General features: G+C 61.0%; 22 protein-coding genes and 1 pseudogene. 15 read left to right on the top strand and 8 right to left on the bottom strand.

Going from position 1 to position 24,243, the window contains the following annotated elements; genetic code table 11:
* The 4 genes and pseudogenes from QWE_RS24415 to QWE_RS11775 all read left to right on the top strand — a co-directional run.
* Positions 1 to 302, top strand: a pseudogene (locus tag QWE_RS24415) (channel protein TolC); the annotation flags it as partial.
* Positions 303 to 323: 21 nt separating this feature from the next.
* Positions 324 to 2,477, top strand: a complete 2,154-nt coding sequence (locus QWE_RS11785; protein WP_006726349.1) for a type I secretion system permease/ATPase — start codon at positions 324 to 326, stop codon at positions 2,475 to 2,477.
* Positions 2,474 to 3,766, top strand: a complete 1,293-nt coding sequence (locus QWE_RS11780; RefSeq protein WP_006726348.1) for an HlyD family type I secretion periplasmic adaptor subunit — start codon at positions 2,474 to 2,476, stop codon at positions 3,764 to 3,766. Before QWE_RS11785 ends, QWE_RS11780 begins: the two co-directional genes overlap by 4 nt.
* A gap of 3 nt (positions 3,767 to 3,769) precedes the next feature.
* Complete coding sequence (locus QWE_RS11775) at positions 3,770 to 4,426, top strand: ribbon-helix-helix domain-containing protein (protein ID WP_040300045.1); 657 nt, start codon at positions 3,770 to 3,772, stop codon at positions 4,424 to 4,426.
* 32 nt (positions 4,427 to 4,458) lie between these two features.
* Here QWE_RS11775 and QWE_RS11770 read toward each other — a convergent pair whose 3' ends face one another.
* Positions 4,459 to 5,421: a transglutaminase-like cysteine peptidase gene (locus QWE_RS11770; RefSeq protein WP_006726346.1), complete on the bottom strand. Its 963-nt coding sequence runs from the start codon at positions 5,419 to 5,421 to the stop codon at positions 4,459 to 4,461.
* A 460-nt stretch (positions 5,422 to 5,881) separates the two neighbouring features.
* On the opposite strand from QWE_RS11770, the gene QWE_RS11765 reads away from it, so the two are divergent.
* The 3 genes from QWE_RS11765 (at position 5,882) to QWE_RS11755 (ending at position 8,438) form a co-directional block, all read left to right on the top strand.
* Positions 5,882 to 6,928 carry a type 1 periplasmic-binding domain-containing protein gene (locus QWE_RS11765; RefSeq protein ID WP_240532537.1) on the top strand — a complete coding sequence of 349 codons (1,047 nt, stop codon included), beginning with the start codon at positions 5,882 to 5,884 and terminating at the stop codon, positions 6,926 to 6,928.
* Positions 6,929 to 7,070: 142 nt separating this feature from the next.
* The gene (locus tag QWE_RS11760) at positions 7,071 to 7,607 is read left to right on the top strand and encodes a cytochrome b (protein ID WP_006726344.1); all 537 of its coding nucleotides are present in this window, start codon (positions 7,071 to 7,073) and stop codon (positions 7,605 to 7,607) included.
* Positions 7,608 to 7,628: 21 nt separating this feature from the next.
* The gene (locus QWE_RS11755) at positions 7,629 to 8,438 is read left to right on the top strand and encodes a RibD family protein (RefSeq protein ID WP_006726343.1); all 810 of its coding nucleotides are present in this window, start codon (positions 7,629 to 7,631) and stop codon (positions 8,436 to 8,438) included.
* Here QWE_RS11755 and QWE_RS11750 read toward each other — a convergent pair.
* Genes QWE_RS11750 through QWE_RS11735 form a run of 4 tightly spaced genes read right to left on the bottom strand, consistent with a single transcriptional unit; the run spans position 8,391 to position 11,638 of the window.
* Positions 8,391 to 9,188: a class I SAM-dependent methyltransferase gene (locus QWE_RS11750; RefSeq protein WP_006726342.1), complete on the bottom strand. Its 798-nt coding sequence runs from the start codon at positions 9,186 to 9,188 to the stop codon at positions 8,391 to 8,393. The two genes, QWE_RS11755 and QWE_RS11750, sit on opposite strands and share 48 nt — an antisense overlap.
* Entirely contained in the window at positions 9,185 to 10,228 is a 1,044-nt protein-coding gene (locus QWE_RS11745; RefSeq protein WP_006726341.1) for a glycosyltransferase family 4 protein, read from the bottom strand. Before QWE_RS11745 ends, QWE_RS11750 begins: the two co-directional genes overlap by 4 nt.
* Positions 10,225 to 10,623, bottom strand: coding sequence for a 6-pyruvoyl trahydropterin synthase family protein (locus tag QWE_RS11740; protein WP_006726340.1), 399 nt, complete (start codon positions 10,621 to 10,623; stop codon positions 10,225 to 10,227). Before QWE_RS11740 ends, QWE_RS11745 begins: the two co-directional genes overlap by 4 nt.
* Before the next feature lie 13 nt (positions 10,624 to 10,636).
* Complete coding sequence (locus QWE_RS11735) at positions 10,637 to 11,638, bottom strand: zinc-dependent alcohol dehydrogenase (protein WP_006726339.1); 1,002 nt, start codon at positions 11,636 to 11,638, stop codon at positions 10,637 to 10,639.
* 159 nt (positions 11,639 to 11,797) lie between these two features.
* Between QWE_RS11735 and ribA the strand changes: the two genes are divergently transcribed.
* From ribA to QWE_RS11720, 3 genes are read left to right on the top strand one after another with little or no spacing between them, the layout of a single operon-like run.
* Positions 11,798 to 12,904: a GTP cyclohydrolase II RibA gene (ribA, locus tag QWE_RS11730; protein ID WP_006726338.1), complete on the top strand. Its 1,107-nt coding sequence runs from the start codon at positions 11,798 to 11,800 to the stop codon at positions 12,902 to 12,904.
* Between the two features lie 28 nt (positions 12,905 to 12,932).
* Positions 12,933 to 13,745 (top strand): CDP-alcohol phosphatidyltransferase family protein, encoded by an 813-nt coding sequence (locus QWE_RS11725; RefSeq protein ID WP_006726337.1) that lies wholly within the window; start codon positions 12,933 to 12,935, stop codon positions 13,743 to 13,745.
* Complete coding sequence (locus QWE_RS11720) at positions 13,742 to 14,500, top strand: FkbM family methyltransferase (RefSeq protein WP_006726336.1); 759 nt, start codon at positions 13,742 to 13,744, stop codon at positions 14,498 to 14,500. The genes QWE_RS11725 and QWE_RS11720 overlap by 4 nt, the downstream gene beginning before the upstream one ends.
* Positions 14,501 to 14,508: 8 nt before the next feature.
* On the opposite strand, the gene QWE_RS11715 is transcribed toward QWE_RS11720, so the two are convergent.
* On the bottom strand, positions 14,509 to 15,429 hold the full coding sequence (locus tag QWE_RS11715) for a lysylphosphatidylglycerol synthase transmembrane domain-containing protein (protein WP_040300044.1): 921 nt from the start codon (positions 15,427 to 15,429) through the stop codon (positions 14,509 to 14,511).
* A 134-nt stretch (positions 15,430 to 15,563) separates the two neighbouring features.
* Between QWE_RS11715 and QWE_RS11710 the strand changes: the two genes are divergently transcribed.
* Positions 15,564 to 17,165, top strand: coding sequence for an alkaline phosphatase family protein (locus tag QWE_RS11710; protein ID WP_006726334.1), 1,602 nt, complete (start codon positions 15,564 to 15,566; stop codon positions 17,163 to 17,165).
* A gap of 3 nt (positions 17,166 to 17,168) precedes the next feature.
* On the opposite strand, the gene QWE_RS11705 is transcribed toward QWE_RS11710, so the two are convergent.
* Positions 17,169 to 18,071, bottom strand: a complete 903-nt coding sequence (locus QWE_RS11705) for a helix-turn-helix domain-containing protein (RefSeq protein WP_006726333.1) — start codon at positions 18,069 to 18,071, stop codon at positions 17,169 to 17,171.
* Between the two features lie 123 nt (positions 18,072 to 18,194).
* Here QWE_RS11705 and pobA point away from each other — a divergent pair, with 123 nt between their 5' ends.
* On the top strand, positions 18,195 to 19,367 hold the full coding sequence (gene pobA / locus QWE_RS11700; protein WP_006726332.1) for a 4-hydroxybenzoate 3-monooxygenase: 1,173 nt from the start codon (positions 18,195 to 18,197) through the stop codon (positions 19,365 to 19,367).
* 203 nt (positions 19,368 to 19,570) lie between these two features.
* Complete coding sequence (locus tag QWE_RS11695; protein WP_006726331.1) at positions 19,571 to 21,016, top strand: aldehyde dehydrogenase; 1,446 nt, start codon at positions 19,571 to 19,573, stop codon at positions 21,014 to 21,016.
* 61 nt (positions 21,017 to 21,077) lie between these two features.
* On the opposite strand, the gene QWE_RS11690 is transcribed toward QWE_RS11695, so the two are convergent.
* Positions 21,078 to 21,590 carry a MarR family winged helix-turn-helix transcriptional regulator gene (locus QWE_RS11690; RefSeq protein WP_006726330.1) on the bottom strand — a complete coding sequence of 171 codons (513 nt, stop codon included), beginning with the start codon at positions 21,588 to 21,590 and terminating at the stop codon, positions 21,078 to 21,080.
* A gap of 165 nt (positions 21,591 to 21,755) precedes the next feature.
* On the opposite strand from QWE_RS11690, the gene QWE_RS11685 reads away from it, so the two are divergent.
* Both QWE_RS11685 and QWE_RS11680 read left to right on the top strand, forming a co-directional pair.
* Positions 21,756 to 23,312: an AMP-binding protein gene (locus tag QWE_RS11685; RefSeq protein ID WP_006726329.1), complete on the top strand. Its 1,557-nt coding sequence runs from the start codon at positions 21,756 to 21,758 to the stop codon at positions 23,310 to 23,312.
* A 48-nt stretch (positions 23,313 to 23,360) separates the two neighbouring features.
* Positions 23,361 to 24,188: a p-hydroxycinnamoyl CoA hydratase/lyase gene (locus QWE_RS11680; RefSeq protein ID WP_006726328.1), complete on the top strand. Its 828-nt coding sequence runs from the start codon at positions 23,361 to 23,363 to the stop codon at positions 24,186 to 24,188.
* The last annotated feature ends 55 nt before the right edge of the window (positions 24,189 to 24,243 follow it).

The raw sequence follows: 24,243 nt of genomic DNA, 5'->3' as shown, positions 1-24,243 counted from the left end.
ACGGCGAGCAGTTAAAGATTGGCCAGCGCTCGCTTCTGGATGTTCTCGACGCACAGAACACCCGCTTCAACACCAGCATCGTCGCCGAAACGGCCCGCGTCGCGGCTCTGTTTGCGGAATACAAGATCCTGGCGGCTTCAGGCTCCCTGCTGAAGACCATGAATGCGAAGCCGGTCGGCCAGACCGATGCATATGCGCGCAACGAGTTCTCCGTGAAGACCACCCCGAATGGGGCTTATGTCCAACGGGATCCGCGGCAAAAGGCGGGAATTCCGATGGACCTCCTGGCGCCGCTCCAGTAAACGCCCATCCGATAGGATGACATGTTAAATTCGTTGATCGAACCGGCGGGCCCTCGTGCCCGCCTGAGCTTTCGTGCGTCATTCAAGGCTGTCGCCACATTTTACGGTCGGCCCAGCTCCGATACCGTGCTGTTCTCAGGTCTGCCGGACGAAATCGTTGAATCTCTCGAACTCGACGATGTGGAACATGTCGCCGAGCGGATTGGTCTGCAGGTCATGCGGATCGGCGAACGTGCTATCCGGGAAAACGATTTTGACTGTCCAGCCATTGTCGTCCTCAAGGATGGCGGCACGCTGCCCTTGCTCGAGGTCAGCGACGACGGAGTCTACACGCTCGATATTCGCGAGGGCACCGCTTCGGCCCGCCTGACGCATCAGGAACTCATGGCGCTCGGTCCTGAGTTCCTGTTCGCCTTCACGCTCTTTTATCGGAACGACACGGAAGACGCGCGGATCGGCAGCGCCGACGAGATCGAGAAGCGCCATTGGCTGGTGCGGGCGCTGATGCCTTATTGGCGGACCTATCTGCGGGTCATCCTTGCCGCGCTCTTCATCAACCTGATCGCGCTTGCCTCGCCGCTCTTCACGATGAATGTCTACGACCGCGTGTTGCCCAATAAGGCAATTCCCACCCTGTGGGTGCTCGCAGCCGGCATCATGCTCGCCTATCTCTTCGATTATCTGCTCAAGGAAGCGCGCGCCTCGTTGATCGACCACGCCGGGCGCAACGCCGATTTGCGCCTGTCGCAGATGATCTTCGACAAGGTGCTGAATACGACGCTTGCCTCGCGCCCGATGTCGACGGGCGAATATGCCAATCGCGTCATGCAGTACGAGTTTGTGCGCGAGTTCTTCACCTCGAACACGATCGGTCTGATGATCGATACGGCCTTCGTCTTCATCTTCCTGATCGTTATCTATCTGATCTCTGGCTGGCTTGCGATCATTCCGGCCGTAGCGCTGATCCTGTCGATCGCGATCGGACTTCGCGCTCAGGCCCAGATTGGCCACCGGATGGCAGCGGCGTCCAACGAGGCGTCGAAACGGCAGGCGCTTTTGGTCGAGACGATCTCGACCATCGAGACGCTGAAGAGCCTGCGCGCCGAAGCGACCATGCTGCGTCGCTGGCAGGAATTGATGAAGCATTCGAGCCGCACGAGCGAAGAGATCAAGCATGTCTCGACCAATGCGATCAACCTGACGGCGCTCATACAGCAGATTGTCGGCGTGCTGATCGTGATTGCAGGCACCTACGAATTCTCGGAGGGGCGGCTCGCCATGGGCGCGATCATCGCCACCGTCATGCTTGCCAGCCGGGCTGGCGCGCCGCTCGGCCAGATCGCAATGACGCTCGCGCGGTTTCGTCAGGCGACGCTGTCGCTTAGAATTCTCGACCAGGTGATGGAGCAGCCGGAGGATCGTCCGTCGACGGTCGGTTTCGTCAACCGCGAAATCAAGCATGGCGGTTTCAGTTTCCAGGATGTGAGCTTCCAGTATCCGGGCTCGGACAACCCGGTCATCAGCAAGCTGTCACTGACCGTCGCGCCCGGTGAAAAGGTCGGCATCATCGGCCGTATCGGTTCCGGCAAGACGACGCTTGGCCGTCTGCTGGATGGTCTCTTCGTGCCGACAGACGGGCGCGTGCTGATCGATGGCGTCGACATCCGCCAGTACCACATGTCGGAAGTGCGCTCCGCCGTTGCCGTCGCAGGCCAGTCCTCGGATCTCTTCTCCGGGACGGTCAAGGAGAACCTCCTGATCGGTCGGGCAGATGCGACCGACGAGGAACTGCTCGAAGTGGCCCGCATGACAGGTGTTGAAGAGTTCGTCTCGCGGCATCCCCGCGGCTTCGACATGCCCGTCGGCGAGCGCGGATCCAATCTGTCGAGTGGCCAGAAGCAGGCCATGACGATAGCACGTCTTCTGCTCACGAAACCGAAGATCGTTTTCCTCGATGAGCCTTCGGGCGCCATGGATCTGGCCAGCGAGCGTCATCTGATCAACCGTTTGTCGAATGCGTTCGACAAGAACACCACATTGCTGATCGCAACCCATCGCTTCACGATGCTCGATCTCGTCGATCGCCTGATCGTCCTCGACAAGGGGCGTGTGGTGGCAGACGGGCCGAAGCATCAGGTTATCGAAGCCATGCAGAAGAAGGGCGTGAAGCCATGAGCCGTCCGGTTGCCGACACGCCTCCGTTCATGGCCCGTATGATCGTGGTTTTTGTCGCGTGTTTCATCGTCCTCTTTCTGGCCTGGGCGGCAATCGCTGAGATCGATGAAATCGCGAGAGGGGAAGGCAAGGTCATTCCCGTCTCCAAGACACAGATCGTTCAGTCGTCCGAAGCAGGGGTGGTGGAGACCATCGCCGTTCAGGTCGGCCAGATCGTGCGCAAGGGTGAACTGATCGTCCAGCTCAACAATACGACGACGGAATCGTCGCTCGGGGAGTCCGTCGCAAAGGCGCGGGCCCTCGGCGCCAAGATTGCGCGCCTGGCGCTGGAAGAGGTCGGCTCCTATGACGTCGCCTTCGTCTGCCCAAACGACGTCCAATCGGTCGCCAGCCAGGTTTGTGCAAATGAGGAGCGGCTCTTCGCCGCGAACAAGGCCGCCTATCTCAACAAGGCGGGCGTGCTTCGGGAACGCGTGCGTCAGCGCGAGAATGAACTGAGCGAGGCGCAGGCCAATATCGTGCGCCTCGAGCAGAACATCACCCAGGCGACGCGGCAATACGATCTGATGAGCCCGCTGGCCAAGAAGGGTCTCGTGGCGCAGACCGAGCTGATTGCGCTCGAGCGCGAACTGACGGACCAGCGCGGTCAGATCACGGTTTATCAGGAGAGCCTCGAGCGGTTGCGCGGCGCGGTAGAGGAAGCGCGTCTCCAGGTGGATGAACTGGCGCTTCAGCTGCGTCAGCAGGCATTGACGGAAAAGGCACAGACGCTCGCTGAACTCTCCGTCATCGACGAAACGATCCGTGGTGCGACCGATCGTGTCAGCCGCACCGATATCCGCTCACCGGTGGATGGCATCGTCAACACGCTCGAGGTCAATACGATCGGCGCCTATGTCGACCCAGGCACCGTGGTCGCGGGCATTGTCCCGACCGCAGACACGCTTCTGATCGAAGCCAAGATTTCACCGCGTGACGTGGCATTCGTGACGCGCGGCCAGAAGGCGATCGTGAAAGTTACGGCTTACGACTTCTCGATCTTCGGCGGGCTGGAAGGCGAGGTGACCAATGTCTCCGCCGACAGTATCGTCGACAAGGAGAAGGGCGAGACCTTCTATCTGGTCCATGTCAAGACGGACCAGTCCGAGCTGACGCGCGGCGACAAGAGCTACCCCATCATTCCGGGCATGGTCGCCTCGGCAGAAATCATGACCGGCCGCAAGACAATCCTCAGCTATCTCATGAAGCCGATCAACAAGGCGCAATCCGTCGCCCTGACCGAGCGGTGAGCCATGGCCCTTTCCGATCGGCAAGCGTCTTACTCTGAACCAGCCGACGTAAACCCGGCCGCGATGCGGCATGTCGAGGAGCATGACGCGGAACCCAAATTCCGCGCGATCATCGGCAAAGGTGGAGCGCGCCGGGGTATCAGGCTGGAAAGCGTCTACTGGGATGGTCTCGCCTGGCTGCTGAACGGTTCGCGGCAATCCCTGGGCGATGTGGTGGATCAGGCTGCCGGCCAGATGGGCGAGAATGGCAATCTGGCATCCATGCTGCGTGTGCTTGCGTTTCGCTGGATGTGGCGTCGCCTGTCACTGATGGAAAATGTCTACTCGGTTGAGAATCTGAATGCGCTGATCCAGGCCTGTCCGACGCCCGCCATCGTGCTCACGCGTGACAAGAAGATCCAGTTTTTCAACGAGCCCTTCATGACCATGCTGAAGCAGAAGCTTGTGCTGGGCAATATCGCGCAGCTCTCGGCCGGCTTCCGCTTTGTTCTCGACACGCAGGTCGATGAAGCGCTGCAGAGCCTGTCGTCCAGGGGCAAGATGATAACCACCGGCTTCACCGCCACCTGTGCCGGAAAGCAGCTGACCGGCCAAATGAACCTCGCCATGGCGCCCAGCCATCAGAAGCAGATGGTCATCGGCTACGTCGTCCGGGGCTGAGGTCGAGCTGCACGACTGGGCGGACGATCCGCTCAGAGTTCCCCGCCTTCGCCCGGTGCGATGCTGTCGAAGCTCTTCATGGCCATAGCCTTCCCCTTGGTGCGGGTACCATGCAGGAAGCCGCGGCCATTCGAGATGGAAAACAGTGGCTGGTAATCAGGCAGGCGGCTGTCCGCTAGAACCTGATCCCGCATGTTGTCGAGGATGTAATGCGTTCCCTGGATTTCGACCGACAGAACGGCATGATAGAAGTGCCGCTTCTTGTCGTAGAGGATGACGACGGTCATGTCCTGCAGCGAAAAGCCCTGTGCTTCGAGGACCGCCATTTTCAAGAGGGCATAGTCTTCGCAGTCGCCATAACCGGAGGCGAGGGTCTGGGACGGCGAGGACCATTGATCCACCCGACCATGACTGTCGATGTCCTTGCGGTACGTGATGCGGCGGTTCACCGCGTGATTGACGAGATTGAGCTTGTCGCGGAGCGATGACATGCCGCCTCCGGCCGATGTCCGGTGAACGACAGCATCCATCTCGAAACAATTGGCGCCGCCGCACCGAAGCGCGGTGCCCTTGGCGATCTCGGCAAAGGTCGGTGCCGCCTTCTTCAGTGCGCCGAGTTTCTTGAAGGGAATGGCCACGGAGTCGAAGACGTCGTTGGTCGGTGTCTTGCGCTGGTTCGGCGCTACCTCCTTCGGCGCTTTGGCGACGGTACCGGTGGAGAGCTCGGTGCGCATCGGCGCGATTGCGACCATCTGTGTGGCGACCGACTGGGCAAAGGCCTCTGCGGTCTGCTCCCAGCGCTGTTCGATCTTGCCGAAAAGATTGGTGCCGAGTGAGCCTGCAAACGGGCTCATTCCAAGCACGAGTGTCTGGGCAACGTTTGAGTAAGACGTCATCGTGTGTGGCAGCATGGGAGCCGCCAGCGAGCCTGATGACGCGAGGGTGGCCGCGACAAGGGCTGAGACTGCGACAATGTTCTTGTTCTTCTTGAGCACCGCTATTCTCCAATCGTTGCTTGAAGAGTAGCGGCAATGCTTGAATTATCTGTTCGTATAGATGGCTTCTATACTTTGAATGCGCGTCGCATTATTATAGTAAAATGCTTTGGATGATCGGTATATCTTGTTAACCAAGGTGGCCACAATGCAGGAAACAGAGGCGCTCAAGGCGTCCGGGATCTAAGCCGTTCTCCTGTGTTGCCACTCGAGCCCAGCTGTTGCTTTTGCTGCAGTCTGCCCAGATATGGAACAGCTTCGCTCTTGCTTCACCGAGTGCCAATGCTTAACGTTCGCCAACGGATCGGGAACGAGACTTGGCGCCATCATGGTCGGAATAGAACAGTTTACGCGGAGCTTCCTGCGCGCCGGAGCTTCGGCTCTGCTGCTTGCCGCTTTATCCTCTTGTCAGACCGATGACTTCAAGCCGAACCCTGGAGAGGGCGGAGCCTCTGCGGCCGTGACGCCTGCCAACGATACAGGGCTCTATAACCAGACCCTGGGATCCGGTTCAGTAAAGGTCGCCTATCTCGGTGTCCGTCGTGCCGATCAACCGAGCCGCCAGGCTGACAGCGAGTACCGGGATGGTGCCGCTCTGGCCGTCAACACGCTCGGATCCGACGTCGTGAAGCTCACCATGCTCGAGACGACGGAAAAGCCGGACGCGATCGAGGCCGCGGCAAGGACCTTGGCGCGCCAGCAGGTGTCCTTCATCGTCACCACCGCCCGTGGCGCGGAGTTCGAAGCGGTTCAGCGCGGCCTCGGCGGACTTCAGGTCCCCATGGTCGCATTCCAGACGAACGAGGCGGTCCTGCCTGAAAATGTCTATCCCTTCGTATCCAGCCCTACTGACAGCCTGATCGAAAGCGCATCCTTTGCGATGGCCGAAGGGGCGACCCATGCGGTGATCCTCGCCTCATCTCCGGCAGAAAAAGCGCAGGCCGATCGCATCGCCAGCCAGATTAAGGCTTTTGGCGGGAAGGTCGAACCGATTATCGAGTTGAGCGGCGGCACACTGCCTGCAAAGGCTCTGAACTCGTGGAGCAAGGCCGACATGGTGGTACTGATGCCCGGCATCAAGTCGCCGGGCGACGTGCTGAAAAAGGCAGATGCCGCCAAGCCGCCGCGGCCGGGACGCAAGATTGTCGCGAGTGCCGTTCTGACGGCGCAGGACCTCAGTGAACCGAAGCTGACCGGCAGCATCGTCTGTCGCTACGACCAGAACGTCCAGGCAAGGATCGGCAGCCGGTATATGGCAAGCTACGGCATGCCGGCTTCTGCCCAAGCCGGCTACGGTTTCGACGCCATGGCGATGGCAATCGGTCTCGCTGGCCGCTTCCGGGAGGCGGCCTTCACACCCGAGCAGCTCATGTCGCCGAATGGCTTTTCAGGCTCGCTCGGTGTTTTCCGGCTGGAAGGCGATCGCAAGGTCCGGCGCAATTGCGATATCTTCAAGGTCGCCAAGGGCTCCTATGTTTTCTTCCAGAAAGCGCCTCCGACACTTTGATCACCACAGCGTGACATGATCTGCGAGCCCTGATCTTCCGTTTACATTGTTGTCAAACCGTCACATCCTGAGAACGGATGACTGATGGGCGGCAGACGAGGAGGTCTGGCGCACGAATGGTCTGGGATCGGAGCAAAGTGTAATGAACGGCGCACAATCGATGCTGGCGGGCGAACGCTATGCAGGCACGCTGCGCATCCTCCATTGGCTGATTGCAGTCCTTGTCCTCATGACCTGGCCGCTTGGCCAGATGATTGGATTCGTGAAGGAGGACGTGAAGCTCGACTTCTATCTGATCCACGAAAGTCTGGGCTTCCTGGTCCTGTGGCTGATGCTGGTGCGGATCGGTGCAAGGCTGACGAGCGGGGCGCCTCTGGTCGAGGCGCCGCCTTTGGAGAAGGCAGCTGCCCATGCAGTGCACGGGCTTCTCTATGTCTTCCTGATCGTCATGCCGGTTTCCGGGTTCCTGGCAACCAATGCCCATGGCTTTCCGCTCAAATGGTTTGGTCTGTTCACCGTCTGGAGCCCGATCGGCAAGTCACCGGACATCGCCTTTACCCTTTCGGCGATCCACACATGGAGCGCGTGGATCATTTTGGCTCTCTTTGCGTTGCATATTGCGGCGGTGGTCTTTCACCACGTGATCCGCCGCGACGGAACGCTTTACCGCATATTGTGAATTCTTCGGGACAGGACCTCGATGCGTAAGATCGACATGACGGACCAGCTTTGGGCGCGCCTTCTTGCAATGCGCGGCAGCGCAAGCCAAACCGGTGCAGACGAAGGCGATCCTGTCATGGCCCTCTACGCCCCGATCGCCGCCGCCGAGCGCAGCTTTGTCCTGGCACAGGTCGGACAGTCGCTCGATGGCCGCGTGGCCACGCCATCAGGTGACGCGCGCGACATCTCCGGAAGCGATGGCATCGCGCATCTTCATCGCTGTCGCGCGCTCGTGGAAGCCGTGATTGTCGGTGTCGGCACCGTCAAATGCGACGACCCGAGGCTTTCCGTCAGGGCCGTGAAAGGCCCCAATCCCGTCCGTGTTGTGATTGATTGCCGCGCGGAACTGACCGGCGAGGAACGCCTGTTTCGCGACGGCGGCGCGCCGGTCATTCTCGTGCAGGGTCATGATGCACCGGTCAAATCCCAGGGAGCCGACGTCATCCGTGTTCGCAGGGGCGAGGGTGGCCTCGACCCTCAGGACATTCTGGACGCACTTGCGGACCGCGGCTTGCGTCGCATCCTCGTCGAAGGCGGCGCCCGCACGATCGCCCGCTTTATCGAAGCCGATCTCGTCGATCGCCTGCATGTCGCGATTGCGCCGCTGATCATTGGCTCGGGACCTGCCGGCATCGCGCTGCCGCCGATCGACAAGCTCTCCAGCGCTCACCGGCCGGCTGCCAAGGTCTATACCTTGGGCAGCGACATCCTGTTCGATTGCGATCTGAAAAACCCAGCTGTTTCAGTGTCGGGGGAGCGCGAGCATATCCGAGTGGCCGACCACGCATGAACTTCCGGCCTCTGCGATCTTTTCGAGCCTGAAACCCAGCCAGTCCCTGATTTGGACGTCAGTCAGAGAACCGATCTCCGAAAGCGGCTGTTCGAGCCCCTCGAGGAACGCGGCCTGCAAATCTCCGTCATCACGGCCCATCACCCAGGGGCTCGTGGCAACAGAGACTGAATAGCCCAAGCGCTCGAACGCTTGCTTCAGATGCGCGGTCGCATCCGGACCAAGTGCCGGCCCAAAGCCCTTGTCGAAATGCTGGTGCTGATTGAAGTCCTTGGCGACCTGTTGGTCGAGCGGATGAGCAATGGACCACTCCATAACGCCGTCATAGTTCAGCGCGGCATAGAGACCCGTATTACTTGCTGAGAGTATCTCGGCGAAGTGATCGCAAAACTCTGCCGAGCAGAGATCGAAGAGAGCCGATGCCGTCACCACGCTCACCTCGGTCAGCGGCAGCGAGTCGATCTCGTTCAGATCGAACTGTCGAAAAGAGACATCCTGATGTTGCCCGATACGCCGTTCGGCCTCCGCCAGCAGCAGCGGGTCGTAGTCGAGCAACTGCCATTCCGAATGCCCCGGGAAGCGATGAGCGAGGCTGCGCCAGGTCGAGCCAGTGCCGCAGCCGATGTCGAGTATTTTGGGGCGCTCGATACCGTCGAGATGCTGCGACAATTGCTCGACCAACGAATTTGCCCGCGCCCTCATGTCTACGGGTTCGCGCAGTGCAAGCCAGTCCTTGTTGAAGCCGCTCATGAAATACCATCCAGTGTGTTGGAAATGATTGCCGCCGTGTCTGCCCATGTTGGCAAGAGGCTGCCGGCTTGAAGTGCCGCCGCAGAGCGCATCTCACGTTCCCGCGGGCTCTGCAGCAGACGGCGGAGCGCCTCTCCGAAAGCCGGCGCGTCATCGACCGGCACGAGGATGCCCGCATCGGAAGGCACCACGTCTGGAACGGCTCCGGCGTGGCACGCCACGATCGGAAGTCCGTGAGATAGTGCTTCGGCAAACACCATCCCATAGCCTTCGTATCGGCTGGCAAGCGCAAAGATGTCCGCCGAGGCGAAGTGCACCTGCGGGTCATCGACCTCGCCAAGCAACTGAACGCGCGCCTCCAGGCCCAGCGTTTCCACCTGTCGCGCCAGCGCTTCGCTCGTCGAAGGATCGAGGCTCTTGCTGCCAATGATCACGGCCTGCCAGTCGAGATCCTCGACCGATTTGAGAGCCCTCAGCAGCACGTCATGACCCTTGCGCCGGGTGAGCGTACCGACCGAGAGGATCTGCGGGGCCGCATTAACGACGCGCCTTACGTCGCTCTTGTCGATGCCAGGCAGGGCGACCGTAATGCGGGAAGACGCGACCCCATAGTTGGATGCAAGCTCACGTGCCGTCATCGGCGAGGTGACAATCACATGCCGGGCGGCTGCCAGCGCCCTCTGTTCGCTCTGTCGGAAGTGCTGCTGCTGCTCGTCCGAAAGCCCCGTTTCGAGGGCGAGCGGATGATGAACAAGAGCAATGATCTGGAGACGTTCGGCATGGGCTCCCGCCCAGGCATCGAGGACGCCGAAGGCAAGGCCGTCGATCAGAACGAGCGTCCCGTCCGGTATCGACGACAGCGCAGTTTCTGCCCCTCGCCGCGTGTCTGCAGTGGGAAACGGAAAACCTTCGCCCAATGGCAGGAGTGTGATCTGCCAACCGAGTTTACGCAGTCCATCGAGGACCTGGCGATCATAGCCATAGCCGCCGGTCTTCAGCGAAAGATCGCCCGGATAGGCGAACACGAGGGAACGGTTCAAAGATCGGCCTCGTACCAGCCACGCGCCGCATGGGATTCGTGCAGCATCACCTTCAGCCGGCAGATCCGGTGGCTGCCGGGACCGAGGCGCTTGTCGGACACAGCCTGCGCCAGCTGGTCAAAGATGTGTTTCGCAATGACTTCCGTCGTGCTGACCTTACCTTTGAACACCGCAAGCTCGTCCAGGTTCTGATAGTTCAGCGGCTTCAAGACCTCGGACAGAACAGTTGTTGCAGCGCCGATGTCGACGGCGAGGCCATCTTCGTCTACGTCCTTTGTGAAAAAGGCCGCATCGACAACGAAGGTTGCGCCGTGCATCCCCTGTGCAGGCCCGAAAACCGGGCGCGGCAGGCTGTGGGCGATCATGATATGGTCTCGGACTTCAACAGCGAACATGAGATCTCTTTCGTCAGTAACGGATGCGATGACACAGGGTGTCCTGTGTGGAGAGGATACGAGCGTAGGCGTCTGGCAGTTCAGAAAAAGCGGTCTCGCCGGAGATAAGGCGCTCCAGACGAACGTCCAGAAGCAGCTCCAGCGCCTTGCTCATTCGCCGACGATAGGTCCAGCGAGCTCGGCGTGAGGACGGGATGCCGCCGACCTGCGAACTGACGAGGGACAGGCGGCGAGAATGAAAGGCGCCGCCCAGGGGAATGCTGACCATGCGGTCGCCATACCAGCTTGCTTCAACAATTCTTGCTTCAAAGCCCGCATGGGCGATGGCGTTTTCCAGTGCTGCCGGGGCTGTGCTGGCATTGATCAAGATGTCGAATTCCCCCTCGATCATGTCAGGTTCGGCAAAGGTGAGGTCCAGATCGGAGGCCAGTTTGCGGCGCGTGGGGTCCTTGTCGATGAGGACAGTCTCTGTGCCGGCAATCCGCGAGGCGAGATAGGCAACGAGTGTCCCGACAACGCCTGCGCCAAAGACGGCGACGCGGTCGCCCGGCTGCACCCCTGCATCCCATGTGATGTTGAGCGCAGTTTCCATATTGGCAGCGAGCACCGCCCGCCGCGGCGGCAGCGCCTCCGGCAGCAGCGTCACTTGATCGGACGGCAGGATAAAGCGATCTTGATGAGGATGAAGGGCAAAGACGTTGCGACCGACCAGATCTGGTGGACCTTTCTCCACCTCGCCGACAGCCGCATATCCATATTTTACCGGAAAGGGAAACTGCCCCTCCATATGCGGTCCGCGCATGCGTTCGAACTCGCTTTCAGGGACCGCTCCCTTGAAAATCAGGGACTCGGTTCCGCGGCTGATGCCACTGTAAAGCGTCCGCACGAGCACTTCGTCCTGAGCCGGGATGCCGAGCGGCTCATGCCGTAGCCGGCAGATTTCCTTTGCCTCGAACCACAGCGCAGCCGCCGTATCTCCGGCGGATACGGATTGTTCATTTGCCCCAAGCTTCAAACTGCGTGTCCCCCACCCTAAATATGCAGACCAATGGAACGTATTGCCGAAGAAGACATTTTGTTCCGTAGCCGCCATCAAAATAAATTTATGGCGGATGCGCAAACCGTCGCTGAAACTCCGGCGTAATGGTTGCCACTGATAGGGAGAGTACGCCTCATGTCTAAGTCCAGCCAGTCCGCTTTCCAATTCTCAACCGCCGAAATCGAAGTAGAACGCGCCGTCGCCGAACTGCGCTATGGCCGACCCGTCGTCGTCACGGAGGGGGAACGAAAGCTTGCTGTTCTGGCGCTCGACTGTGTGGCACCGTCGCTTTACGATCAATTCGCAGCCGTTACCGATAACCGCCATGGTCTCCTCTTGACCGCGCCGCGGGCCGGTCGCTTGGGGATCGGGGCCGAACAGGATGTCATCACGCCGCTCGCCGGCCTGTCTTTCGATGATGCCTCGCGGCTGGCTTACACGCTTGGTGCGGAAAAGCCTGCATTGTGGCAGCCAGCGGATGCACTGGCGACACAGACGACAGAACTGGCCCGCCTGGCGCTGTTGCTGCCGGCCATGGTTTTGGCGGATGTCACGACCATGACAGATCGGTTCGGCGCTTGCTGCGAGATCGCCTACAGCCGATTGAAAGGCGCGGATGCCGCACGCCAGCGCTTCGACAAGGTCGCGCGCACCCGCGTTCCCTTGAAGGATCTCGGGGATGCCGATTTTGTCGTCTTCCGCGGTGGCTTGGCGCAGAAGGATCAGGTTGCGATTGTGGTCGGTAAGCCGGATGTGACGAAGACCGTGCCGATCCGCATTCACTCCTCCTGCATTACCGGTGATCTCTGCGGCTCCCTGAAATGCGATTGCGGCGACCAGCTGCGCAACGGTCTTGCTCTGCTGAAGCAGGCGGGCGGCGGCGTGCTGCTTTATCTCGACCAGGAAGGCCGCGGCACGGGCATTGGCGCTAAGATGCGCGCCTACGGCTATCAGCATCTCGGCCTCGACACGATCGATGCGGATGCCGAGCTCGGGCTCACCGAAGACCATCGCCGCTATGAGGCGGCCGTTGCCATGTTGCGGCATTTGGAGATCTCAAAGGTTGCGGTCTACACCAACAACCCGACCAAGATTGCCGGCCTGAAGCTCGGCGGCATCGAAGTCGAGGCAAGGGCGCCGGTCACCGGTCGCGTCACGGCGGAAAACGAAAACTATCTGCGCACCAAGACCTTGCGCGCCGGCCACATGCTGGATCTGGAAACTCTGGTCGCAGCAGAATAAGCTCCAGGCGGGCAGGGAGGATTGCAAGATGGCAAGCGAGCCTGAACGGCTTGGCGGCGATGGCTTCGGTCGGCCATGGGCAGATGCCCAGCTCGACTGGGTCGCAATGCTGCGGCAGCGTCGCGGACTGCTGATGAACACGCTGGCCGGTCTCTCCGGCCTGCTCGTCGGCACATCGGTCGTCGCGGTGGTCGTGTCCTTTCACCTGCCGCTCGGCTGGGATTTCGTGGCCTCGGTCATTCTGTCGCTCGCGCTGATGTTTGCGCTGGTGGTTTATGCTCTGCCGGATCACCCCCATCGCAAGTTCGGCCCGGCCAATCTCGTCACCGCGTTTCGCGCTTGTCTCGTCAGCCTGACTGGCGCGACCGTTCTTTGTTTCGACAGTCTCGCCGCCACCGATACAGCACTCTGGACACTCGCCGGCGTGGTTCTGATCGCCTTGGCGCTCGACGGGGTCGATGGCTATCTTGCGCGAAGCTACGGCCATGAATCGCCCTTCGGCGCGCGCTTCGATATGGAAGTCGATGCGCTGCTGATCCTGGTCCTGTCCGTCGCCGCAGCCTTCCTGGAAAAGGCTGGGCTCTGGGTATTGCTGATCGGCCTGATGCGCTACGGCTTCGTGGCCGCAGGCTGGGTGATGCCGAAGCTGAACGGCGAGCTCCTCCCGTCGTTCCGACGCAAGCTTGTCTGCGTGATCCAGATCTCTGCTCTCTGCCTGATCCTGATCCCCTTCGTGACCGTTCCCTATTCGACCGCCATAGCAGCGGTCGCGCTTCTGGCGCTCGCCTATTCGTTTACGGTGGACGTGTTCTACCTGCTGCGTCGGCCCGTCACGCCATGACCAGTCTCACCGAGCGCCTCTCAACATCCTTCGGGCTCGCCCGCTCGCTCGTCGTTTACTACGGCCAGCCTTGGCGCAGATCGGCGCTGCGGCAGTTTTATGCGTCGATCGTCAAGCCCAGCGATCTCGTCTTCGACATCGGAGCTCATGTCGGCAGCCGCAGCAGCACCCTGTTGAAGCTCGGGGCAAAAGTCGTCGCCGTCGAACCGCAGCCGGCTTTTGCGGACTTCATCGAAAACCGCTTTGCAGGCGCCTTGACCGGCTTCGAACGGGCGGCCGTCGGTCGGTCCGCCGGGCAGATCGATTTGCTGATCTCAAGCCGCCATCCGACGGTCACAAGCATTTCCAGCCGCTTCGTCGAGACGGTCAAGCAGAGCAAGGGTTTTTCGCAGGTCGTCTGGGACCGCAAGGTCACGGTGCCCATGGTGACGCTGGATCATCTCGTCGCGAAATACGGCATGCCCGCCTTTTGCAAGATCGACGTCGAGGGTGCGGAGGCGGAAATTCTCTACGGCCTTTCAAAGCCGATACCTCTGATCGCCTTCGAATACATTCCCGCGATGCCCTCCGTTGCGTCCAACGCGATCGATCGTCTGATGGGCATCGGCAATTATCGCTTCAACCGTGTCGTCGGAGAGCAGCATCGGTTTGTGTCGGATCGCTGGAAGTCGGCAGATGAACTTTTGGTCGAGCTGTCGCAGATGCCCCCTGAAGCGCAATCCGGCGACGTTTACGCCCGGATAGAGACCCGATGACAGGGCGTTCAGGCGCGACGCGGCTTTCCGCGGATGGCCTCGGTCGACAGGATCGCGAGACCCGGCAGGGCGCCGGCCAGAGAGAGACCGCCATAAACGATGCTCGCTGCCAGCCCCTGACTGTCCGTGGCGCCAAGCAACGGCCAGAGCGCCATGGCCGCGGCTTCCCGTGTGCCCCAGCCTCCGAAACCGGCCGGGATCAGCATGGCGATCAGACAGAGCGGAATGATCGTGAAAGCAGCGATCCAGGGCAGGGAGGCACCGACGGCATGGCTTGCAAGGAAAAAGGTTGCAACGTAGCTGCCGACGATCACGAGGCTCAGACCAGCCTGAATCGGAAGCGCGCCGCGGCGGATGAATACGCGCAACAGGTCATCGCCGATATGGCTGGACCCTTTGTACCGGCGCTTCGCGATGAACAGGCCCGCGCAGACTGCGGCGGCAAACAGCAAGAAGCAGAGCACCAGCAGCAAGGCCTGACGCCCGGCATCCTCCCCTCCGAGAACAAGCGGCCAGGCGAACAGGCCCGAAAGCGCCAGAACGAAAAATGCGGCCTGGCCGGAAAGCCGCTCGAATACCACGGCCTTGGCGGGCCCTTTCCAGCCGCCGGCGCCGGCATTGCGCATTCGGTAGGCGCGCACGGCATCACCGGCGACACCGCCCGGAAGGCTCTGATTGAGGAGGCTCGCGACGTAATATTCGCTGATCGCGACGCTCGCCGGGAACGCTTCGCCAAGACGGCGCGCGGTAAAGCGCCAGCGCAGCGCCGACACGATGATCTGGATCTGCACCAGAGCGAGACCAGCGATCACATGCGTGACGGAGATCTGCGAGAAGGCGTCTCCCAACGCGGTCAAATCCGTTCTAGACAGGAGGAATGCCAGGAGCGCGATCAACGCAACGGGAGCAAGGAAACGCAGAATGGGCAAGCGGCGGGGCTTTCGTCGAGGGTGAGTGGTCGTTTGCTGTCCTATACGCGGAAAGAGAGGCAGCGGACCTTCATGACTGCAAATCCTCTCGCGTGCAATCGATCTGCCCTTCTCGGAAGCGGAGTGACTGGGTCATGAAGTCAGCCGAAACGCTGAAGCCTTATCTCGGCGCCTTCGTGGTGACGGTGATCGCCTGGTTTGCCTTCACCCTGCCGGATCGGCTCGATGCAATTACTTTTCAGGCCTTCGCCCGCCTGCCGCTCGAATGGCCGCTGCTGCTGCTGCTGTTGCTTGCAGTCCCGCGCATCCTGCGCCGGCCGATCGGATTTCTCTGCGGGCTGGTGCTGCTTCTTATCCTTTTCCTGAAGGTAGCCGACATCGGCACCCGGGAGGCCTTTCAGCGCCCATTCAATCCTTACCTCGATATCAAGATGATGGCGGACGGCTGGAACCTGTTCTCCGGAACCGTCGGAACGCTCGCCGCCTTTGCGGCTGTCGCAGCCGCCCTTCTCGGTCTGCTGGTCGTTCTTCTATTGTTTCTATGGGCCGCAGCGCGATTGACGGAAATCCAACGCCCCGCACGCTCTTGGCTGGTTCTGTCTCTGGTGGCGATCACACTTTTCGGCGGGATTGCGTTCCTCCTGAATACCCCCCGTGTCGAGGCGCGCATGCCCTCTTACCTCAACAATCGACTGACGCTTGTCATCCGCTCCGTTCAGGACATGCATGTCTTCGAAACCGCTCTGTCCCGGGGCGAGGGGCCTCGCAATGGCGCCGGGCTCTTCGGACGCGTCAGGGACAAGGATTTCGTGCTGATCTTCGTGGAGTCCTATGGACGCTCGGCGGTAGAGGATCCGCGATATGCCTCTATCACCCGACCACGCCTGGAAAGCGTCCAGACCGAGATCGAACGCGCCGGACTTGCCTCTGCCAGTGCCTGGGTCACCGCTCCGACCGTTGGCGGGCTCAGCTGGCTTGCCCATGGAACGCTCCTCTCCGGCCTCTGGGTCGACAGTCAGGCGCGCTACGACCGCTTGATGATCAGCCAGCAACCGAGCCTCAACAGGCTGTTTGTCGAAGCTGGCTGGAAGAGCATTGCCGTCATGCCGGCAATTACCATGGATTGGCCGGAGGCGGTCTATTTTGGATATCGGCAAATTCTGGCGGCCGCCGATCTCGACTATCAGGGAAAGCCGTTCAACTGGGTCACGATGCCGGATCAATATACGCTGTCAGCCTTCGAGCGACTGGGCCGAGCCCCTGCCCGGGCAGCCGGCGAGAGAGTGATGGCGGAAGTGGCGCTGATCTCCAGCCACGCGCCCTGGACACCCGTCGCCCGCCTCATCGATTGGGACGATGTCGGCGACGGTTCGATCTTCAACGCGCAGGCGGAAAGCGGCGACCCGCCTCGGGTGGTCTGGGCCGATCCTGAGCGTGTGCGCGCCCAATACATCCAGACGATCGACTATTCCCTGGAAACGCTCGGCAGCTACATGGCGCGGTTTGGCGAAGACACCGTCTTCGTCATCCTCGGCGACCATCAGCCTGCGGCCATCATCACCGGTCCCAACGCATCGCGCGCCGTCCCGATCCACGTCGTGTCGGCAGACAGGGAACTCGTTGCCCGTTTCGAATGGGAAGGTTTCTTCACCGGCATGCTCCCGGAGACGCAGACAAGGGAGTGGCCGATGAACGAGATGCGGCAGGTTTTGATCGACCTCTTCAGCCAGCCTTGACGGCTAGGCCTTGTCTGCCCGGGATCCTAATCGTAGCTGTTCCTGCGCGCGCCAGCTGGCCGGGGTCATCCCGGTCTGGCGACTGAAGAAGCGGGAGAAATAGGCCGGATCGGAAAAGCCGAGGCGGAACGAGACTTCCTTGACGCTGCCGGGCGTGAAGAGCAGCTCCCGTTGTGCTTCCTCGACCAGCCGCCTCGCCACGAGCTCCTGCGTTCCAAGACCTGTCTTGGCTTTCAGCACGCGGTTGAGATGGGTCGGCGTGATCCCCAGGGCATGGGCGTAGAACGAAGCCGGACGATGGTTGCGCACCTCCCGATGCAGCAGTGAGGAGAAGGCTTCGAGCCTTCGGTCGTTGTCATCAATCTCTTCGGTCTCGGTTCGATCCTGGGCGGCGATGCGGGCGGCAAGTGCCAGGGCCGCTGCAAGCCCCGTTTCCATCAGCACCGTGCGCCCCGTAAGCCGCCCCTGCCATTCGCTCGCGACCCTCAACAGGTGGGAGAGGATCAACTGCCCCTCCGGATCCTGCGGGGCAAGTCGCGTCACGCTTGGTCTCGACAGGAACTGACCGAGCGCGCTCGGCTCGCCCGGTCGGACCGGCAGGCGACTGGCAAGAAAGGTGAAGACGTAGCCGTCGATCTCCGGCGAAAAGCGGAACCCATGCCCGATGGCGGGCGGAACGGTGACGATCGAGATTGGTTCGAAACGGGCAATGTCCCCCTCGAAGACCGCATCGCCGGAGCCGCCTGTCACGAGCAGGATTTGAAAATAGCGTTCGTGTCTGTGCAGCCCGATTTCCCAGTGATGCAGTGCACTTCGGGCCGGAATCGTCTCGCAATGCACCCAGAAGCGCGACCCGGCGGGATCGTCCTCGCCGTAGAGCTCGTAAGTCGGGATTGAGGCCCGCATTGGGTGCTTGCGTTTCGTCATGTTCGATTTGTGCAACAAAAGACGCGATGCGTCCATTGTTGACGACCGCGCTCGCCGTCCAAACTTGTCGAAAGACAAATTGGCAGCACTGTGGGAGGAAACATGCGAACCAAAGTCGTCATCATCGGGTCAGGTCCGTCCGGCCTCTTGCTCGGCCAGCTTCTCACCAATGCAGGCATCGACAATCTCATCGTCGACCGCGTCGGCAAGGACCACATTCTGTCTCGCGTGCGGGCCGGGGTGCTCGAAGAAGGAACTGTCGGCCTCGTGGATCGCGCCGGCGTCGGCGAGCGCCTGCATCGGGAAGGTCTTCCGCATGACGGTTTCTCCCTTGCGTTTGATGGCCGCGACCATCGTATCGACCTCTTCGATCTGACCGGTGGCAAGCGGGTCATGGTCTATGGCCAGACGGAACTCACGCGCGATCTCATCGAGCGCCGTGAGCATGATGGCGGTGTGACGATCTACGATGCCGCCAATGTCGTTCCCTCCGGTTTCGATGGCGACCAGCCGCATGTCACCTTCGAGAAGAATGGTGTCACGCAGCGCATCGATTGCGACTTCATCGCCGGATGTGACGGCTTCCATGGCGCGAGCCGCAAGGCAGTGCCCGAAGGCGCGATCAAGACCTTCGAGAAGATCTATCCCTTCGGCTGGCTGGGGATCCTCGCCGACGTGCCGCCGGTCAACCATGAACTCATTTATGCCAACCACCCGCGCGGTTTTGCGCTGTGCTCGATGCGCTCCGAAACCCGCAGCCGCTACTATGTTCAGTGCTCGCTCGACGACAAGGTCGAGATGTGGTCCGATGATCGCTTCTGGGACGAGCTGCGCCGTCGCCTGCCGGCCCATCACGCAGAGGTGATGATCACAGGACCGAGCTTCGAAAAATCGATCGCGCCGCTGCGTTCCTTCGTCGCCGAGCCGATGCGTTTCGGGCGGATGTTCCTCGTCGGCGATGCTGCGCATATCGTCCCGCCGACCGGCGCCAAGGGCCTGAACCTTGCCGCATCCGACGTGTACTACCTGATCGAGGGACTTCTCGAACATTACCAGGAGAAGTCCGATGCGGCGCTCGACGCCTACTCCGCGCGGGCTCTCAGCCGAGTCTGGAAAGCGGTTCGCTTCTCCTGGTCGATGACCACATTGCTGCACCGTTTTCCGGATACCGGAGATTTCGGCCAGAAGATCCAGGAAGCAGAGCTCGATTACCTCACCCATTCGAGAGCCGCATCGACGGCGATGGCGGAGAACTATGTCGGGCTTCCCTATTGACGTCCCGACTGCGCGGCACCACTTGTCAAAAAACAATCGTTTGTTAGACTTACAAAAATAGATCGGATCGGGGAGGCCGCCGGTCCTTTTAATACCCCGCTTGTGGAAGATCGTAACAGGATCGCAACAGAGCGGGTGGGGCAGTCGAACAAGACTGACCAGTTTCTGAACCTGATGATTATGGAGGAGGAAAATCCATGAATATGCATGTGTCGCTGTTGATCAATGGTGCCGAAAAGGCAGCCGCTGGCGGACGCACTTTTACCCGCATCAATCCGTTTACGCAGGAAGTGGCGACCACGGCCTCGGCCGCGAGCCTCGAGGATGCAAACGCCGCCGTAGAAGCGGCTGCTGCAGCCTTCCCGGCCTGGTCGAAGACCGGCCCCGGTGAGCGCCGCAAGATCCTGCTCAAGGCTGCCGACATCATGGAATCGAAGACCGCCGAGTTCTCCGAACTCGTGGTCGCCGAAACCGGAGCCACCGGCCATTGGGGCGCCTTCAACGTGATGGTTGCTGCCAGCATGCTGCGCGAAGCCGCTTCCATGACCACCCAGATCTCGGGCGAAGTCATCCCGTCCAACAAGCCGGGTTCGCTGTCCATGGGCATGCGACAGGCCGTTGGCGTCTGCCTTGGCATCGCGCCGTGGAATGCGCCGATCATCCTCGGCACCCGCGCGGTCGCCATGCCGCTCGCGTGCGGCAACACCGTGATCCTGAAGGCATCGGAGCAGTGCCCTGGCACCCATCGTCTCATCGCTCAGTGCCTCGTTGAAGCCGGCCTTCCGACGGGCGCCATCAGCGTCATCACCAATGCGCCCGAGGATGCAGCCCAGATCGTCGAAGCCCTGATCACCAACCCGGCAGTCAAGCGCGTCAACTTCACCGGCTCCACCAAGGTCGGCAAGATCATCGGCGAACTGTGCGGTCGTCATCTGATGCCGGCTCTTCTGGAGCTCGGAGGCAAGGCGCCGCTCGTCATCCTCGACGATGCCGATATCGACGCGGCCGTAAACGCTGCCGCCTTCGGTGCGTTTGCCAATATGGGTCAAATCTGCATGTCGACGGAGCGCATCATCGTCGATGAGAAGATCGCCGACGAGTTCGTCTCCAAGCTCGCGGCCAAGGCCTCCAAGCTGCCGGCCGGTGACCCGAAGGGCCATGTCGTGCTTGGCTCGCTCATCAGCCTCGAATCCGCAAAGAAGATGGACGAGCTGATCGCAGACGCCGTCTCCAAGGGCGCGAAGCTCGTTGCCGGTGGCAAGCGGGAAGGCAGCGTCGTCGAAGCAACCTTGCTCGACAATGTCACCTCGGACATGCGGATGTATCAGGAAGAAAGCTTCGGTCCGGTCAAGCCGATCATCCGCGTGAAGGATGAGGAAGAAGCGATCCGCGTCGCCAACGACACCGAGTATGGTCTCTCCGGCGCCGTCTTCAGCCGCGACATCCGCCGTGCTCTGGCCGTTGCCGCGCGCATCGAGTCCGGCATTTGCCACATCAATGGCCCGACGGTCTTCGACGAGCCGCAGATGCCGTTCGGTGGCGTCAAGGGCAGTGGCTATGGTCGCTTCGGCGGCAAGGCCGCGATCTCCGAGTTCACGGAGCTGCGCTGGATCACCATCGAAGACCCGAACCAGCACTATCCCTTCTGATCTCCAAATAGAAACGGCCGCCCACGGGCGGCCGTTTCATGTTGTCTACGCTCAAGACCGATCAGTCGGTCTGGCTGTTGCGTGGGATGATGTCGGCATAGACACGCTTCAAGCCTTCGATGAACTGCTCCAGCTCCTCGGGCGAAAACCGCGAGGTGAAGCGCAGCTCGTGCTGTTGCTGGATGTTGCGTGCCTGCTTCAAGACCTCAGCTCCCGCCTCGGTCAACAGCAGTTCCTGGCGCCGCCGATCGACGGGGGATGGCTGCCGTTCCAGAAGATCGCGGCTTTCCAGACGGTTCACCAATGCCATCATCGTGGCCCGGTCCATGCTGAGCTGGTTGGCGATGTCGATCTGGCTTACCCGCGGATTGGCTGCGATCAGTTCGAGAACGGCAAACTGTTTCTGCGTCAGCCCGATGTCGCCCATGGCGGCCGTGTAGTCCTGATAGATGGCGACATTCGCCATCCTAAGGTGAAAGCCGAGAATGTCGTCGAGGCGGCCTGTGCGTAATGGTGAGCCCACTTCGAAGACATCGTCGTCATTCGCTGGCTTCAGGTCATTGTGTCGAGTCATGGCTGCTCTTCCAATCATGCGGCATCTTAACTGCTGATTCATTCATGATCACTTTCGACTGCAACAGTCAAATTGCCGCTTGTCAAACATTTGGAGGTCAATTAGTATGTTTAGCATACAATTCGTCAAGGAGGCCCCTCAGGGGTGGCGATGAGGAGGACAAGCATGCAGCCTGAAATCAAGTCTGTTCTGGCAGTCAGGGGAGCCGTCGGCCTTGAGACGGACGATCCCGTCATCTACCGCGCTGAGGTGACGCCGGAGCGACCAGCGGTCTACGACGTTGCGACCGGACGAACCCTGAATTATGGGACATTGGATCTCGCCGTGGCCCGCGCCGCATACCGCCTTCTGGAGATCCTTGGCAATCGGCCGGCCATGCAGCGCATCGCCATTCTGGGGCGCAACTCCATCGAGCAGATCACCGTGTGCCTTGCATGTCAGCGCGCAGGCTTGGTCTTCGTGCCCTTGAATTGGCGCCTCGGCGCAGCCGAACTTGGGCAGATCATCGCCGATTGCGAGCCTTCGCTGCTGCTGCATGATGCAGAATTCGCTCCGGTCCTCGCTGAGATCTCCGAGGCAATGCCGCGGACCATTGCCGTTGAAGGCGAAGGTGGCTGGGCCGAGCTTGTCGCCACAGCACCGCGGGCAGAACCGGCCAGCGTGGATGCGGATGCGCCCTGCATCATGCTCTACACCTCGGGGACTACGGGGAGCCCCAAGGGTGTGATCATCACTCGCCGCAATGCCTTTGCCTCGGCCGTCAACTTTTCGCTCGTCGGTGAAGTCACCAGCCACTCCGTCACGCTCTGCGATCTGCCGTTTTTCCATACCATCGGTCTGGTTGCGATCGGCCGCACGACGCTGATGATGGGCGGACGCCTGGTCATCTCCGATCGCTTCATGCCCGACCGCACCCTTTCCGTTCTGGGCGATCCTGCGCTTGGGATTACCCACTACTTCGCGGTTCCGCAGATGGCCGCGGCCCTTCGAAACGCTCCCGCCTGGGACCCGAAGGCCCTGAAGGCGCTGCAGGCGATCTTCATCGGCGGCGCGCCACTGTCGCCGGCCCTGATCGAGACCTTCCTCGAAGACGGCATTCCGCTCGTCAACGGCTATGGCATGAGCGAAGCCGGCACGACCATTCACGTACCTCTGGATCGTGATGCGGTCGCGCGGCATCCTGGCAGTGTTGGCTATCCCGCACCGCTCCTCGCCGTGCGGCTGGTCGGTGATGACGGTCAGGACGTTCCGGATGGCGAGGTCGGTGAGATCTGGGTGAAGGGTCCCTCGGTAACGCCGGGCTATTGGAACAATCCGGGCGAGACTGCCCGGGCTTTCGTTGGCGAATGGTATCGCACGGGGGATCTTGGCCGACGTGGTGAAGGGGGCGTCATCTACGTCCCGGACAGGCTCAAGGACATGTACATCTCCGGTGGGGAGAACGTCTTCCCGGCAGAGATCGAGGCCGTCATCGGCGCGCATCCCAAGGTCCGCGATGTTGCCGTGCTGGGACTGCCCGATCCGAAATGGGGCGAATGCGGCGTCGCCTTCATCGTTGCTCAGGCGGACTTGCCCTCTGCCGACGAAATCCTCGCCCATTGTGCCCATCGTCTGGCGTCCTACAAGCGCCCGGCCCGCATCGTCTTTCTCGACCAGATCCCGCGAACGGCATCCGGAAAGGCGCAGAAACATATCCTGCGCCAGGCCCATGCCAACAGCTGAACACCTTCGACTGGGCTCATGCCCCAAGAAATGCCTCAAGGAGCCATCATGACTGAGACAAACACCACGCCAGACCCGGTTCTGGTCGAATTCGACAACGGCATTGCTTTCGTGACCCTGAACCGTCCGGAAAAGCGCAATGCGATGAATCCGAAGCTCAACATCCGCATGCTGGAAGTGCTGGACGAATTGGAGGCCGATGATCGCTGCGGCGTTCTCGTTCTGCGTGGCGCTGGCCAGTCCTGGTCTGCCGGCATGGACTTGAAGGAATACTTCCGCGAGAACGACGGCAAGGGCCGCGCGGCCGTCCTGAAGAGCCGCCGTCAGTCCGGTGGCTGGTGGAACCGCCTGATGTATTTCGAGAAGCCCACCATCGCCATGGTCAACGGCTGGTGCTTCGGCGGTGCCTTCACGCCGCTCGTGTCCTGCGATCTCGCGATCGCCGCAGACGAAGCCACATTCGGCCTTTCGGAAATCAACTGGGGCATCCTGCCGGGCGGGAACGTGACCCGTGCCGTGGCCGAGGTGATGAACCATCGCGACTCGCTCTATTACATCATGACGGGCGAGACCTTCGGCGGCCAGAAGGCCCGTGAGATGGGCCTCGTCAACGAGTCCGTGCCGCTGGCCGATCTCGAGACCCGCGTCCGTGCTCTCTGTGCAAGCCTGCTCGAAAAGAACCCCGTGGTGCTCAAGGCTGCCAAGGATACGTTCAAGCGCGTGCGCAACATGCCGTGGGAACAGGCGGACGACTACATCTACGCCAAGCTGGAACAGATGCTCTTCCTCGACAAGAGCAATGGTCGCGCCGAGGGCCTGAAGCAGTTCCTCGACGACAAGACCTATCGTCCGGGTCTGGGCGCCTACAAGCGCTAACTGTCGGGTTGATTGGATCAAACGAACCGGTGATGGGTGACCTCATCACCGGTTT

The sequence above is a fragment of the Agrobacterium albertimagni AOL15 genome (assembly GCF_000300855.1).
GTDB classification, from domain to species: Bacteria; Pseudomonadota; Alphaproteobacteria; order Rhizobiales; family Rhizobiaceae; genus Allorhizobium; species Allorhizobium albertimagni.
This window is presented reverse-complemented; position numbering and strand designations above follow the sequence as displayed.